This window comes from Streptomyces cavernae (genome assembly GCF_004023625.1).
Classification (GTDB): Bacteria; Actinomycetota; Actinomycetes; order Streptomycetales; family Streptomycetaceae; genus Streptomyces; species Streptomyces cavernae.
This window is the reverse complement of the sequence record NZ_RPDJ01000091.1, coordinates 1-14,014: the sequence shown is the minus strand read 5'-3', so window position 1 is coordinate 14,014 and position 14,014 is coordinate 1. Positions and strand designations below refer to the sequence as shown.

The window sequence follows — 14,014 nt, the reverse complement described above, 5'->3', positions numbered from 1 at the left end:
CTGCCCGCCTACTCACCCGACCTCAATCCCGTCGAGGGCGTGTGGGCACACGTCAAACGCAGCCTGGCCAACCTCGCCGTCGTCGCCCTCGACCGCCTGGAAGCGCTCGTCCGCAACCGGCTCAAACGCCTCCAGTACCGGGCCGACACCCTCGACGGCTTCATAGCGGGCACCAGCCTGACTCTCGACGAGCCAGCATCACCTTGACGAGCCGAAGTCAGTAAGTGCGGATGCTGGTCCCGCAGCAGGTTGCGGACCAGCTCCTCGCTGATCTCAATCTCGGATTCGATCATGCGAAGTCACATTACTTGGCACACGCGGAGGCGACCATGTTCCTTGGGGGATCCAGCTCCCCGACTGGAATTCCCGAGCCCCTTCGAAGAACCGACCGCTAAGCACCGCAGGCTGCGGCGCGTCCACCAGTTGAGGCAGTCAAAGCGCTCCGCAGTGAACGCGCGCTTGCCGGCCGCGGTCCCCATCGTGGCCGATGGGGCGCCGGTGGAGTGGGGACCTGCGTCGGTCCGGCGTGTCGCGGTTTCCCACGAAATCCGGTGGAGTCTCAGCGGCCGGAAGTGGTTGGGTCCTGCTCAATGCTTCGCTGACACGGCCCGGCACAGTGCGAGGCGCAAGGTCCGAATCGCAGGGCGGTCTAGCCCGCGCGTCGTCGAGTGATGGAGGTTATCGCGGTGGCTGGTTATGGGGAGCTCTCCGACGTATACGAGTGGCTGATCGGGGACGACAGGTTGACCCCCGCCAAGGCAGCCGCGGTTTACTACAGCGATGTCGTGGGCTCTCTGCCACCCAACGCACGCGTCCTCGACTGCGCGTGTGGAACCGGCCAGCTCGCCGTCGGTCTCGCGAGTCTTGGCCTTGACGTGGTCGCCGCAGACGCCAGCAATGGGATGGTTCGCCGGACCGAGAAGGCCGCCGACGAGCAGAGTGTCTCGCTTCGAGCCCTCCGCGCGAGCTGGGACGAGCTGCCCGACCACCTGGAGGACTCCACGTTCGATCTGGTGTTCTGCGTCGGCAACTCGCTCGGGCACGCCGAGGGCGCAGCCGGGCGCCTGACCGCACTGGAAGCGATGTCGCGACTGCTGAATCCGGGTGGACGTCTCGTGCTCCACTCACGCAACTGGGAGGTCGTGCGCTCCGCCGGCTCACGGGTAGACGTCCGCGATCGACTCATCCGCCGCAACGACCGCGATGCGGTCGTCAGCTACTACTGGCAGATCGAGCAGCGCTGGGAGCAGGAACACTTCCTCGAGATCGTGGTCGCCCAGATCGAGCCGGATGGGGCAGTGCGAGCCTGCTCAGAGCGGTTGTCCATCTGGCCCTACCGGTACGAGGACCTCGTGGCGCAGTTGCGGAGCGTCGGGCTCACGGTGCAGTCCACCACCTTCGCCCCCGAGAGCGATGGATACCTGGTGGTCGCCAGCCGCGACCAGGCGCGAGGCACGTCTTAGCCGGCGCGCTGATCCACCTTTCGTCGTTGTCGTTGCCGACCTGCCGGCTCGCGACCGCCTGCAGCGGGTTCTTCGCGAAGTGTTCAGCGCTTGAAGCGGTTGCTGCGGGTGCGGTCCTCGCCGCGCTGGCTTCCAATCTGCGGACCGCGGCCTGCACCCCCTCCACCAAGGCCTTCGTGATCCTGGATGTCGGCGGGCGTCACCGTGATCATCACGGGCAGTCCCAGCGTGTCCACGGTGATATGTCGCTTGCGGCCGTTGATCTTCTTCGCGGCGTCGTAGCCGCGGCTGTCCCGGCCAACGGTGGAGGCCCCTTTGACCGACTGGGAGTCGACGATCAGGGTCACCGGCTGCGGGCAGCGGCCCTTTCCGGTACGGATCCTCCGGCGGAGCTGGTCACGGATGTAGGTGACGACGCCGGCCCGGTTCCACCGCCAGAAGAACCCGTAGACCGTCTCCCACGGGGGGAAATCCGCAGGCAGGGCTCGCCACTTCGCGCCGTTGTCGACGATGTAGCGGATGCCGTCGACGATCTCCCGCCGTGGCCACTTCTCCGGGTGTCCGCCGGTCTTGGTCTGGCAGGCCGGGACGGGCAGCAGGGGTTCCTTCTCTGAACTACCGTCGATTGCGTGTCAGCGGCTGCTGGTAAACGAAGTGGCGTCTTGGTGGACAAGCCCCATAGCTTGTGCGCTCGTGACCGATGATCCGAAGATGCCCCCTAATCCCCACGACCTCGGCCGAGTGTTCAACGAGGTCCCGGAGCTCTACGACCGGGTTCGGCCGGGATACCCCGACGAACTGTTCGCGGACCTTGTCGCCGTCACCGGCTTGCACGAAGGGTCGTCGGTGGTGGAGGTGGGCTGCGGTACTGGTCAGGCGACGCGTTCGCTGGCAGCGCTCGGATGCTCAGTGACCGCCGTCGAGCCGGGCGCGGACATGGCCGCACTAGCTCGCCAGCGGCTCGCACCCTTCCGCAACGTCGACGTCGAGAGGTCGACGTTTGAGGAGTGGGACGACCGCGGTCGACGCTTCGATGTTCTCGTGGCTGCGCAATCGTGGCACTGGGTCGACCCGTCGACCGGCTGGCAGCGCGCGCACGACGCGCTTTCTCCCGGAGGTTGGATGGCGCTGCTCGGCCACGTCGTTGTCCGTCGGCCGGGAGAGCCGGAGGTGTACGCCGAGACCGCCGATCTGCACGAGCAGTTCTGCCCCGGGAACCCCGACTGGGGTCACCCACCGCTGGAGGATGAGGTGCGCACCACCGACGAGGGTTGGGGCCTGGTCGACGGTCCCGGAGGATTGTTCGGCCCGACGATCGTGCGCTGGTATCCAACCGTTCAGTGGTTCAACGGGGACGGCTTCGCCGATCACCTTCGCTCGTTGTCCCTGTATCGGAGACTCGACCGGGATGTCCGTGAGCCTCTGCTCGACGCCATCGCCGAGCGCATTCGCACGCGAATGGGCGACCGAGCATCACGCCGTTATCTGAGCGTCCTGCGTGTCGGGCAGCGTGCCAAGTGAGGCCGGCGATCCTTCTCTGCACTACGAGATGCGGCCCGCGATCTCGCGGAAGGTCGGGATCCCGAGGTTGATGGTCGTAGCCCGGCGTCGGCGGTGATCGAGCTGAGAGAGTTTATTCTCGGTGGCGGCAAGGCTGACGCGCAGCCCCTCGGCCTCGCCGAGCCAGCCTTCGCGTTCGGCCTCTGCGACCCGCTCGCGCAGGTTGCTGCCGATCTCCTCCAGGCGGAGCCGCTGAGCAGGGTCGACGCGGAGAACTGGGCAGCGGACGCAGCTGTGTTCATGCTGACAACTGGTGCCGTAGGCGCGACCGCAGTCGCCCAGAGCGACCTTCCTCCGCTCGAAGTGGCCAAGGAACTCCTCCCACTCTGCATCGGTTGGGGTGCGGTATTCCTCACTGGGACGCAGTGCCCGGCGGCGGGCGATGAAGGCCCGGTGGCCGTTGATTGCTTCCTCGGGATAGACCGCTAATGGTGGAGTCGGGTATTGGAACTGCCTGAATGCCCCGTGAGCCATGTCGTCGGCTGCCGAGGTGGTCACGGTCGGCAGGCTCGGATCACGGAGGCGAGGACCCCTGCCGGGTCGTGCAGAGGGTGGGCGCCGTCGGTGATGACGCGGCGTGTGCCAGGATCGACAGGGTCCGTCTGGGACCAGTCGGGAGACCCGATGCCGATCTCGACTTCCAAGCCTGAGGCCGTGGCATAGCGCCGTTCGGTGATAACCCCCCACGATTGGGTTCGAATCGGTTCGCCGAGGGCGAGCTCGTTGGCCCAGTCGTTGTCCGAGTACTGAGCCCGGTCCGTCGTGAGCAGGATGATGTCGATGTCAGAGTCGGGGCGTGCGGCGTTGCGGGCGTATGAACCAACAAGGAGTAGGCCGACGATGTCCTGGCGGTTTGCGGCCCAGCGCGTGATGCGGCCGATGATTTCGTTCATCTCGGCGGCCCGTTCCGGTGAGATCCCGGCCTGATTCGCTGGTTGTTCACGGTGGTGCGTCACGTGGGCTCCTGGGTTGGTTGGCGACGGCTGACGTCGGCGGCGTAGGCGGCCCAGTCCCCGGCGGATGCCTTCTGCCACTGGACGGCGACTTGGATGTGGACGCCGAGCATCCGGGCGAGGATGGCGGCGGGAAGTTCGGCGGCGAGGGTGAACAGGGCTGTGGAGCGGTCCTGTTGGGGTCGAATGCCGATCTTGTGCAGCCGCAGACCGACTTGGCTGTCGCTGAGTGGACGCCCTGGTTGTCCTCCGGGGAAGAGCCAAGGGGCGTCGTCCGGAGTGCCGATCTTGGCCTTGCCACGTCGGGTCGCAACGAGCTCGCGGACCAAGGCGCCAAGCGGCATCGGCAGGATGACCGGCGAGGTTCCAAAGGCAATCGCGACCGTCTCACCGGTGATGTCGACGTCCTCGACGGTGAGTTGGCTGATGGTAGAGATCTTCTGGGCGTAGAGGGTCAGCAGCAGTCCAGCGACTCGGTCCGCGGTGGGCAGCGTGTCGTCGTTGAGGAGGCGCCTGGCGTCGGCCCAGCGTTTCTCGCTGTCGATGGTGCCCTGTGGGCCGGTCCAGCGGATGGCGCTGCAGGTGAGGCCGTGGGCATGGCGATGCTGTACGGACCAGCGGACGAAGTGGCCGGTCTCGTCGCGGTAACGGAAGGCGGCATCGGTCATCCAGCGTTCCAGGTCGGCTTGTGTGCAGGTGCCCAGGGCGAGATCTTCACCGGCCAACCAGGCGAGGAAGTTGCCGGCGGCGGTGACGTGGCAGCGCACGTTCATGTCCTGCAGTTGAGTGGTGTGCTGTTCGCCGACCCGGCGGCGGAGCCGACGCAAGTGGTGCCAGACCGCGTAACCGTGCAGAATCCGGCGCTCGGCGAGGTCCGTGCGAGCCTGGACGGTTATATTGATCCACTTCTCCAGAGTGACGAGCCGTTCGTCGCGCGGCGGCAGGGCCCCGTCGCGACGAGGACGCTGCGAAGGTGAGCCAGCACCTTGCCCGGCGGAAGTTCGTCGAGGACGTCGTGGGCGACAGGGCGCTCGTCGCGGCCTATGCGTTCCAGCAGGTCCCGGGCCTTTGCCCGGGAGATCCAGGCCAAGGCGATGTCGGGACGCTCTGCGCTCGTCAATGCCTGGTAGAAAGGCGCGAGTTCAGGCGCGACGGCCCCGGTGCCGTCACCGAGGAGGTCGCGGATCCTCTGGTCCAGGACGCATCTCTGACAGGGGCGGGGGCTGAGCTGGCAGGTAGTCACGCAGACGGGACAGCGTCCCCAAAAGTCGGGGTCGGGGTTGGTGCACTTCGCGCACAACGGTTCCTCCCAGGTGCCGCCGCGGGCCTGGGCGATAGTGCCGCAGTCGCTGCAGGTGGCCCAGCGTTGCTGGCAGCGTTCGCACCAGGGTTGCCCGGTGGCCCGGGAGACCTCGCAAGGGGCGGCGCGGCCGCAGTGCCCGCACGCTCTGATCTCCTTCGGCCTGCAGTTGTTGCAGCGGACACCGTCGGCGAGCCGGACCGCCACTGGCTGACGGCGCCCGCAGCCGACGCAGACTTCCAGGTTGACCGGGTCGCGGATCAGGCAGTTGGGAAATAGGGGCTGACCAGCGGCATCCCGCGTGGCGGGTTCACGAACGGCGCCGCAGCGTGCGCAGGGGACGGCCGTGTGCCTGGCGAAGCAGGCTCGGCAGATCCGTTTGCCGTCCAGGAGTTTCGACAGCGCTTTCACTCCGTGACAGCGTGGGCAGGCCGGCTTGACGACGGTGATGGCGCCGGCGGCGACGAGTTCCCCGATGAATCGCAGCATTGCCGGAGTGGGTGCCTCGTGCCCGGCGCTGGTCAGCAGCTCGGGACGGTCGATCACGGCCCAGGCGAGTCGACGCTGCCCGGCGGGACGGTTCGTGGCCCGCTCAAGAGCGGTCCGGACAGTGTCTGCGTCGAGCGTGGGGTCGAGTCCGGTGATCAGCTGGGTGAGTTCCTTGACCGGATCGCCGCCGGTGTCGGGGCATTTGGCGCATCGGGGATGGCCGTGGCGGTCGCGGCTGACGACTCGCCGCTGCTGGTGGCAGCCCGCGCAGAGGGCGGGTCTGTCGAAGCAGGGTGAGCATCCCCATCGTCCGCCCAAGCGGCTGCCGACGTAGGGGCGCGGGCGTCCGCACTCGCCGCAGCGGGGCAGAGCGGTGTCCTGGGCGCCCGCTTCGTGCAGGGCCATCAGCAGCTTGGCGACGCGGAACGGCGCGGGTGGCTTGCCGGTCCGCAGCAGCGAGGGGTTGTCGTGCAGGGCCTGGGCGAGATTGCGGCGGCCGGCTCGTGTGCGTACGAGCGTGCAGACGATGCCGCGGATGCGGTCGGCGTCCAGGTGTTTCTCGACGTTGCCGACCAGACGCACGATCAAGCCGACCGGATCGGCGAGAGCTTCTTCGGTGATCGCAGGTGCGGTCACCGCTCAACTCCGGTGATCCGAGCTCGCCTTGGCCTCAGTTCGCCGACACCTTCAGAAGCGGTGGCCCCACCTGCGGCAGCCTTCTTCGGCTTCTTCGCCGCCCCGGCCAAGGCGATCGGCTCGATCAGGTCGTCCATCGTGCAGTCCAGGATGTCGAGGAGGGCCATGAGGATCTTCAGACTCAGTCGCTCCGGTCGCTCAACGACGAGCCGGTAGACCTGGCTCGTGGACAGCGTGATGCCACGCTCCTTCAGTGGCGGGAGGAGGTCGGTGGTGGAGAACATCCCGCGGTCGGCCATGACTTTGCGCAGGTGCCAGTGGTAGTCGAGCTTGGCGGCCATCGCCGGATCCCTCCTCGTCAGGCTCCGGCGAACGCCGGGGCCAGTGCCTTGTGCAGGGCAGTGTTCATGAAGTCGTCGCTGACGTGCGTGTAGATGGCCGTGGAGCTGTCACAGTCGTGGCCGACTTGCTGCTGGATAAAACGACGGTCGATCCCGTCCTCGGTCAGATGCGTGACGTACGAATGTCTAATTGAGTGCGGAACTAGATCTTTTGAGAGTTTTAGTGCATCTCGGTATGCCTCGAACCGATCATTAATGGAGCCGGGCTGCAGACGTCCGCCGCGTTCGGTGATCCGTAGGGCCGGATGGTCGGGGAAGCCGAACCGCGGCCGCACGTTCTCGACGTAGTCGGTGACCGCCTCGACTGCCCAGTCCATCACCGACAGTACGTTCCTTCGCCGCGGCGGCTGGCCCTTCTTCGCCTTGCCGTAGCGGACGTTGAGCGTGCCGTACCGGCCGAACTGGGGAGCCTTCGGATTGCGTCCGAAGTCGACGACGTCCAGCTTGGACGCCTCGGTCCGGCGCAGCCCCCACCCGTAGATGACCTTGAAGAGGGTGGCGTCGCGGTAGGCGGCGAGGGCTCCCTTGCGCTTGGACTTCACGGCGCGTGCGACCTGGTCGTCGGCGTAGTCGAGAAAACGCTGCAGTTCTTCGCGGGTGAACGGCCTCGCTTCCGGGTCTCCCTCGTAATCCTGCAGGTGAGGGAGAGTGTTCCACTCATGAGCAATCGCCACGGGGTGGGTGCCGAAGGCTTCCTCGCAGGCCGGTCCCCAGCCGTAGTGGGCGTCGATGAGAAACTCGGTGAACAGCCGGACGTCGCCCTGGTAGCTGCGGATCGTCGACGGCGCCAGATGCTTCTCGCCCGTCAACGAGGCCGACCACTCGTCCATGTGGGCCGGCGTCCACTGCCACGGGTACTCGTTCGCATAGTCAAGGAATCGGCGGACCAGCCGCATCCGCGGCTCGATGGTCTCGTCCTTCAGTCCTCGCGACTTCTGCTGAGCCCTCCAGCCTCGCAGCATCGCGTCGAACATCGCGTCCTCCGGACGCAGTTGGACCACGCCGGACACGAGCTCCATGTGAGCTGCCCCGGCCAGGGCCACCTTCGGCTGATGCACCACTCCAGACCATCCCTCCTGAAGGGCAGATCATGCATCAGATGGGTTCTTTCTAGCAACATGCCTGCTCAGACGGCTAGTTCGTAGTAGCGTTGGAGTCCGTCAGTGCATCGCCCTGAGCTCGCGACCTGCGGATTCTCACCCGTCTGATGCAATTCCCGAGGGTCCTTGTAGCCCATGGTGGTGTTGATGTTTTTGTGGCCGAGGATGAGCTGGGCGATGTGGGGCGGCATCCCGTTCATGATCGCTTCTGTGGTGAAGATCCTCCGTAAGTCGTGGGGCTGATAGTTCAGAGGCTGCCCGGCCGCGTTGACAAGGCCAGCGGCGTGGAGGATCTCGTTGATCGCCTTCCGGATGGTCTTGGAAGAGACAGCCCGCCGCTGCCCACCGCTGGACCACTGGAAAAGCAGTGGAGTTGGCGGATGCCAGATCTTCTCCAGGCCGTCGTAGAAGGGGATCAAGGGGATGGCCCCGCTGGCCTCACGGACCCGGCTGACGATCGCGCTGAGTACATCGGCGAGCTCCGGGCTCACAACCAGGAGCCGCTCCTCGTCGGTCTTGGACGGGGCGATCTGCAGAAGCGGGATGAGCTCGCCGGTCGAGGGGAGGGTGTACTGGGTGATGCTGTGGTGACTGCACTCCAGCATCTCCTCGATCCGGACCCCTGTGTGCCGCAGGAACTCGATCGCCGCCCAGCCCCAGAACGCGCGGTGCTCGGCCAGAGCGAAGTGGTGCCGGCGGCCCGACGTGTCATAAGCGCAGGCAGAACCGCTGACGTCGAGCCGCGTCGACTTGGCGGCCTTGGTGAAGGTCTCGCCGAGGACCGTGAAGACGCCGCCGCCGGGTGCTTGGCGGACGGCTTCCAGACGGGTCCGTGCCTCCTGGAGACGGTTCTCCGCGGCGGCGACCAGCGCCGGCAGTACGGGCAGGCGTTCTCGGGTGCGCTGATCCATCCGCGCCTTGCGGCGTCGGATGTCCTTCTTGTAAGTGATCTCATTTCCGCTGATCGGGCTGGGGGCCGCCCACGGTCCCCACCTGGTCGGTTCTTCCAGAGCCCACTGTGCAATGTCGAGGTAGAACGCACGGACGAAGCCCAGGAGGGATGCATAGCTGGCCCGGGGGGACGTCACCTCGACCATGGTGCCGTCGGGCATCCGGCGGCGAGCGGTCTTGGTGCGGAGCCGCTCCTTCCATGCCTTTGCAACGCTGCGGTCCAGGTAAAGGGAGGAGATGCCGGGATGGTGGGTCTCCAGGTTCTTCCAGAAGTGCAGGGCGAGCACGCGCGCGAGGTCTTCGAAACTGGCGTAGTCCAAGGCCGATTGGCGTTCGGAGAGGTAGTCAACGATGAGATCGCGGACCGGCCGGCATTCGAGTTGATAGCGGTCGACCAGCTCACCGGGGGTGAACTGCCCGGAGAACACAGTCAGTGCCCGCAGGGTGGCAGGAGCGTCCGGCGGGAACTGCCCCGTGTCCTTGAGGAGGGAATAGAACAGGAACCGGCTGTCACCACCCCTCTTCTCTAGGGCGACGGTCTCGGCCTGCCGCAGTTCGATGCAGTAACCGACGGTGATGTCACTGACTCCACCGCCCTTGGCGAGGAGGATCATCGCGATCTGGGTGCAAACCTTTAGCCCCGGTCTGGAGGACAGCACGACCGGGTCGGCGGATTCTTCGATCCGGGCGAATCCCGCTGGGTCGCGGTGCTCAACCACGGCCTCACGCCAGTAGCGGGTCTGGACGATCCGCAGCAAGAACGGCAGGTCGGGGCGGATGACGTCTGCGACGAAAAGGCAGAGCAACCCGCTTCGAAGTGTTTCCACCCGGGCACTCTCTCCGCGCTCGGCCAGCCAGGGCAGCACCACGTCGGTCCATTTCAGGCCCAGCGTGTTCGCCGGGGTGGCCTGCCATCGCTCCTGCCACGTCGCCCCGGGGAAGGTTTCGAGCCAGCTGAGGATCTTGCGGGCGCCGTACCAACGGTTTTCGTGCGTCGTTTTGACGCGTGCTCTCAACGGCGGTCGGTCGATCCTGGCCAGGACCGCCTCACGGGTCTCCTCGGTTGCGGCCCATGCGGAGGGCCGCGGCCGCGGCGGGAACTGCGAGAGCAGCCTCCGGGCCGCCTCGCCGTGAGATTGGGAGGCATGGCTTCCCGCCTGGGCTGGTTGGGAAGCAGTCGTTGGCGCGGTGGTCACGGGAATTTTCCAAACAGGGTGTTCAGCGAGGCTGGGTTGTAGCCCGGGGCGGGCGCCGGCGGCTTCGCCGGTTGCTGTGCCCGGCGGGCGTGGTGGGTGAGGACCTGCTCGATGATCTCCTCCTGGCTCGCAGCCAGGTAGATCTCCGTGGTGGACAGATGCGCGTGTCCGAGGACCCACTGGACGTCGGTCAGCGACATCTGTGGGTCGCGGGCCATTCGGTAGGCAGCGGTATGCCGCAGGTCGTGCAGGGTCCAGTTCGACCCGAGCAGGTCGTTGGCGCGGTTCAACATGGCCCGGGCGGCGTGGTAGTTCAGCGGCCGCCAGGGGCGTCGAAGGGTCCACCACAGACTGTGGTGGCGTCCGCGGGGTGCCCCCTTGCGCCAGGCTTCCTCCTGAGCCAGTCGCAACCAGACGAACGCGTCCGTGGAGGCGGGAATCTGCTGGTAGGCGCGGGTTCCCTTGCGGACCACACCGACAAGCTGCTGCCCGGGCGAGGCGTCCTTCACCCTGCTGGTGAGCAGTTCCTCGGCGCGGGCCCCGGTGGAGACCCAGAACGCGAGCAGGGCCCGGTCGCGGTTGTACTTCAGCGCGGCGAACAACGCGTTGAACAGCTCGTCCGGGATCCGCCGGGGGATGCGCTTGGGCACCTTCGGCCGGTAGCGCCCCTGCCGTTCGGGACGGAACAGCTCCAACGGATTGTGGTGTGCGTGAACCCGAGCGTTGCGGCGTGAGCGGTCCAGGGGGAAGGGGTTGACGATGGGACCGGTGCCTTCGTCGAGGTGAAAGTCGTAGAAGGTCCGCAGCACCGTTTCGCAGTGGGCCCGGGTGGAGGGCGCGTATTTCCGGCCCGGCGCAGATCTGCCGGTGACCGGGTTCGGCGTACCCGGCTCCACCCTCGGGGCAGGCAGCATCGGCGCCGTGATGCCTCTGCGCTGGTGGCGCCAGTGCACGCGTACCGGTTTGTCGGCAAGCTGCAGCCACCGGCAGAAGTCACGAGCCTCGGCCCTGGTCACCTGATCCCACTGCACGTCAACGGCCCAGAGGAACCGGTACCACCGCAGCAGGTCCATGCCGTACGAGCGAATCGTCGCTGCCGACTTCGACGCGGCCTGCAGGTCAGCAAAGAACACTGCCGCCGGTACTACGAGCTGTCCGTCAGGGTCGAGGAATTGGTACGGCTCGTCAGCTTCGCCGGTCGCTTCCAGGCACCCTATCTGCGGCACGACGAAGGCCGCCACGCGGCTCAGTCCTTCAGCATCCTTCACGCACCGGCTAACGCCAGCGCTCTCAATAGGTCACTGAGCTGCGGAAACATCGATACTAGTTCAGTCAATACACCCCAGCTGCCCGTCCCGGCCTGCCAGACCAAGACCGGCGGTCACCCGGAGAAGTGGCCACGGCGGGAGATCGTCGACGGCATCCGCTACATCGTCGACAACGGCGCGAAGTGGCGGGCTCTGCCTGCGGATTTCCCCCCGTGGGAGACGGTCTACGGGTTCTTCTGGAGGTGGAACCGGGCCGACGTCGTCACCTACATCCGTGACCAGCTCCGCCGCCGGATCCGTACCGGAAAGGGCCGTTGCCCGCATCCGGTGACGCTGATCGTGGACTCCCAGTCAGTCAAGGGCGCCTCCACCGTCGGAAGGAACAGCCGCGGCTACGACGCCGCGAAGAAGATCAACGGCCGCAAGCGACATATCACGGTGGACACGCTGGGACTGCCCGTGATGATCACGGTGACGCCCGCCGACATCCAGGACCGCGACGCCGCCCGCGACGTCTTCTGGAGGCTGCGTCTCACCCAGCCGCAGATCACCCAGGTCTGGGCCGACCGCGGCTACGCCGGGGAACTTGTGGACTGGGCCCGTGAACGCCTCTGGCTCACCCTGCGCATCGTCTCCCGGCCCAAGGGCACCAAGGGCTTTGTCGTCCTGCCCCGCCGCTGGAAAGTCGAGCGCACGATCGGCTGGTGCATGAACGCCCGCCGCAACGCACGCGATTACGAACGTCTGCCCCAGCACTCCGAAGCACACCTGAACTGGGCACTCATCACCATGATGACCAGGCGTCTCACCCGCAAAAGCCCCCGCACCAGCAGTTGGACGAAGAAGCCCGCCCGCTGACCTGGCCGGGCTTGTGTGTTTGGAAGCCGAGCAACACCTGTGCGAGCCTGCTGCCATTCCTCCGAAAGGGCTGACCCTGATGCTCGGCATGGTTGTCTGGGACGTCCGCTCTCGCGCTTCGACGCAAGAGCGGTAACGACCACCTGCCTCAACGCACACGTCTGTCCAATGGACAGACGTGGGTTCAGCCTGTTCCTCGTCGAAGTGCTCTTCGTGCCCCTGCACGTTCGATCACGAGGAGTACGTGGTGTCCACCATCCACTGGACCACAGGCCACACCCACCAGTCGGCCCGCTGGCATTCTGAGAACGCCACCCCCCTTCCACGGCGGACAATCGTCGCCGACGACCGAATGAAGGCCAACGACGCCTACCGCCAGGCATGTGAAGGAACGGCCCTGCTCTGGCAAGGCGACTTCCACAACGCCAGGCAACTGCTGAAGGCGATGGGCCGCCGCATCGACCGCAAAACGCCCAGGACCAGCACGTCCCCGACCGAGTCCTTCCACCTGCACCGACGCAGCAACAGTCACCGTGCCCGTGTGCTCGGAAAACTCCTGGTACTGCTGGACGACCACATCTTGGCGTTGCGACGGGCTCCCGACGTCCGTCAGGCGTGCCTTGAAGCCTACGGTCCCCCGAAGGGGCCCATGGTGGTCTCTCTCCGGGAACTGCTGGGAGTGATCGGCGCTCACCAGTGGCGCCTGAAAGGGGTCGATGTGCCGGCGCTCGGCACTCGCATCCACCCCCACTACGGCGTGTTCGCGCCGGTCAGAGGCGAGTACGTCGACCTAGTCGCCCACACGCCGCTGCCACCGGCGACCCTACGCAATCCCGACACCAGTACGGCATTCGATCTCGGCACGGGAACCGGGGTCCTAGCTGCGGTCCTGGCCCGCCGCGGAATCAACCGCGTCGTGGCCACCGACATCAGCCCACGCGCCCTGGCCTGCGCCAAGGAGAACGCCCACCAGCTCGCACTGACCGACCGTATCGAGGTGTCGAGCCCCGGCTTGTTCCCCGAAGGCCGCGCCGACCTCATCGTGTGCAACCCGCCCTGGCTCCCCGCCCATCCGACCAGCCCCATCGAACAAGGCGTCTACGACCCGGACAGCACCATGCTCCACAGCTTCCTCGCCAGCCTATCCACCCACCTCAGGCCAGGCGGCGAGGGCTGGCTCATCCTGTCCGACCTGGCAGAACACCTCGGCCTCCGGACACGCCAGCAACTGCTCGACGCCATCCAGGCAGCACACCTCCGCGTTGTCGACAAGATCGACGCCAAGCCCCGGCACCCACGATCCAAGGACGCCACCGACCCACTCCACGCAGCACGAAGCGCAGAGACCACGTCCCTCTGGCGTCTGACAGCGTGACCGGCATCCCGATCACGCAGCGGCACCTCGCCTCCCAGTTCGCCGAGTGAGTACATCCCGTGGGTGACCTCGCCGCGCCCACGGGATGGCCCGATTCCTCACTAAGCCTGAGGATCAAAAACACCTACTGAGAGGTCGTTTTCTCTCGTGAGGAGTGCTTTGTTCGGTGTTTTTCGAGACGGAGTCGTCGTCTCGATGCGGCTGGCGGGGTTGAAGTGGCTGAGGTGCTGTATGGGGTGACCGCTGAGGCGGGATGCAGCTTGCGCCTGTCTCATCCCAAGACGTCGGTAGAGCGTGCTTCTGCTGGTCGCACTGCGCGCCTGGGCGCACGCCCCTGGGTCACGTCCGCTGGAGTGGTGTATCGACGGCCACTCGGTGATCTCGTTTTGAAGGCTATGCGGTGAGTTCGGTGGGCAGGACGGTCTCGTCGGTTTCTGACTCGATCGGGTGTAGACGGGCTTTGG

At 66.4% G+C, this 14,014-nt stretch carries 12 protein-coding genes and 2 pseudogenes; 5 read left to right on the top strand and 9 right to left on the bottom strand.

Going from position 1 to position 14,014, the window contains the following annotated elements:
- Both EF387_RS45735 and EF387_RS45725 read left to right on the top strand, forming a co-directional pair.
- Positions 1-207, top strand: a 207-nt coding sequence (locus EF387_RS45735) for a transposase (protein WP_202918597.1), incomplete at its 5' end; no start/stop codon positions are given.
- A 464-nt stretch (positions 208-671) separates the two neighbouring features.
- A complete protein-coding gene (locus EF387_RS45725) occupies positions 672-1,463 on the top strand; it encodes a class I SAM-dependent methyltransferase (protein WP_202918596.1) in 792 nt (263 codons plus the stop codon).
- A gap of 179 nt (positions 1,464-1,642) precedes the next feature.
- Here the strand turns inward: EF387_RS45725 and EF387_RS45720 are convergent.
- Positions 1,643-2,089: pseudogene (locus EF387_RS45720) on the bottom strand (IS5 family transposase); the annotation flags it as partial.
- A gap of 67 nt (positions 2,090-2,156) precedes the next feature.
- Here EF387_RS45720 and EF387_RS45715 point away from each other — a divergent pair.
- On the top strand, positions 2,157-2,984 hold the full coding sequence (locus EF387_RS45715; RefSeq protein WP_238432091.1) for a class I SAM-dependent methyltransferase: 828 nt from the start codon (positions 2,157-2,159) through the stop codon (positions 2,982-2,984).
- Between the two features lie 21 nt (positions 2,985-3,005).
- Here the strand turns inward: EF387_RS45715 and EF387_RS45710 are convergent, their stop codons facing one another.
- From EF387_RS45710 to EF387_RS45680, 8 genes are all read right to left on the bottom strand, one after another.
- Positions 3,006-3,521, bottom strand: coding sequence for an integrase (locus tag EF387_RS45710; RefSeq protein WP_202918595.1), 516 nt, complete (start codon positions 3,519-3,521; stop codon positions 3,006-3,008).
- Positions 3,518-3,979 carry a nucleotidyltransferase domain-containing protein gene (locus tag EF387_RS45705; protein WP_238432090.1) on the bottom strand — a complete coding sequence of 154 codons (462 nt, stop codon included), beginning with the start codon at positions 3,977-3,979 and terminating at the stop codon, positions 3,518-3,520. Before EF387_RS45705 ends, EF387_RS45710 begins: the two co-directional genes overlap by 4 nt.
- Positions 3,976-4,749, bottom strand: coding sequence for a site-specific integrase (locus EF387_RS49255; protein ID WP_238432089.1), 774 nt, complete (start codon positions 4,747-4,749; stop codon positions 3,976-3,978). Before EF387_RS49255 ends, EF387_RS45705 begins: the two co-directional genes overlap by 4 nt.
- Before the next feature lie 119 nt (positions 4,750-4,868).
- Complete coding sequence (locus tag EF387_RS49250; RefSeq protein ID WP_238432088.1) at positions 4,869-6,401, bottom strand: hypothetical protein; 1,533 nt, start codon at positions 6,399-6,401, stop codon at positions 4,869-4,871.
- The gene (locus EF387_RS45695; RefSeq protein WP_128382479.1) at positions 6,398-6,742 is read right to left on the bottom strand and encodes a helix-turn-helix domain-containing protein; all 345 of its coding nucleotides are present in this window, start codon (positions 6,740-6,742) and stop codon (positions 6,398-6,400) included. The genes EF387_RS49250 and EF387_RS45695 overlap by 4 nt, the downstream gene beginning before the upstream one ends.
- Before the next feature lie 17 nt (positions 6,743-6,759).
- Positions 6,760-7,863: a tyrosine-type recombinase/integrase gene (locus EF387_RS45690; RefSeq protein ID WP_128382478.1), complete on the bottom strand. Its 1,104-nt coding sequence runs from the start codon at positions 7,861-7,863 to the stop codon at positions 6,760-6,762.
- A gap of 65 nt (positions 7,864-7,928) precedes the next feature.
- Positions 7,929-10,049 (bottom strand): tyrosine-type recombinase/integrase, encoded by a 2,121-nt coding sequence (locus tag EF387_RS45685; protein ID WP_128382477.1) that lies wholly within the window; start codon positions 10,047-10,049, stop codon positions 7,929-7,931.
- Positions 10,046-11,182 (bottom strand): tyrosine-type recombinase/integrase, encoded by a 1,137-nt coding sequence (locus EF387_RS45680; protein ID WP_238432087.1) that lies wholly within the window; start codon positions 11,180-11,182, stop codon positions 10,046-10,048. The genes EF387_RS45685 and EF387_RS45680 overlap by 4 nt, the downstream gene beginning before the upstream one ends.
- Positions 11,183-11,350: 168 nt before the next feature.
- On the opposite strand from EF387_RS45680, the pseudogene EF387_RS45675 reads away from it, so the two are divergent.
- Both EF387_RS45675 and EF387_RS45670 read left to right on the top strand, forming a co-directional pair.
- Positions 11,351-12,166: pseudogene (locus EF387_RS45675) on the top strand (IS5 family transposase); the annotation flags it as partial.
- 256 nt (positions 12,167-12,422) lie between these two features.
- Positions 12,423-13,550, top strand: coding sequence for a methyltransferase (locus EF387_RS45670; RefSeq protein WP_128382476.1), 1,128 nt, complete (start codon positions 12,423-12,425; stop codon positions 13,548-13,550).
- Positions 13,551-14,014: the final 464 nt, after the last annotated feature.

Excerpts from the sequence above, each read along its gene's own strand:
- EF387_RS45725 (WP_202918596.1), top strand. The coding sequence starts at position 672 with ATGGAGGTTATCGCGGTGGCTGGTTATGGGGAGCTCTCCGACGTATAC.
- EF387_RS49255 (WP_238432089.1), bottom strand. The coding sequence starts at position 4,749 with ATGAACGTGCGCTGCCACGTCACCGCCGCCGGCAACTTCCTCGCCTGG.
- EF387_RS45695 (WP_128382479.1), bottom strand. The coding sequence starts at position 6,742 with ATGGCCGCCAAGCTCGACTACCACTGGCACCTGCGCAAAGTCATGGCC.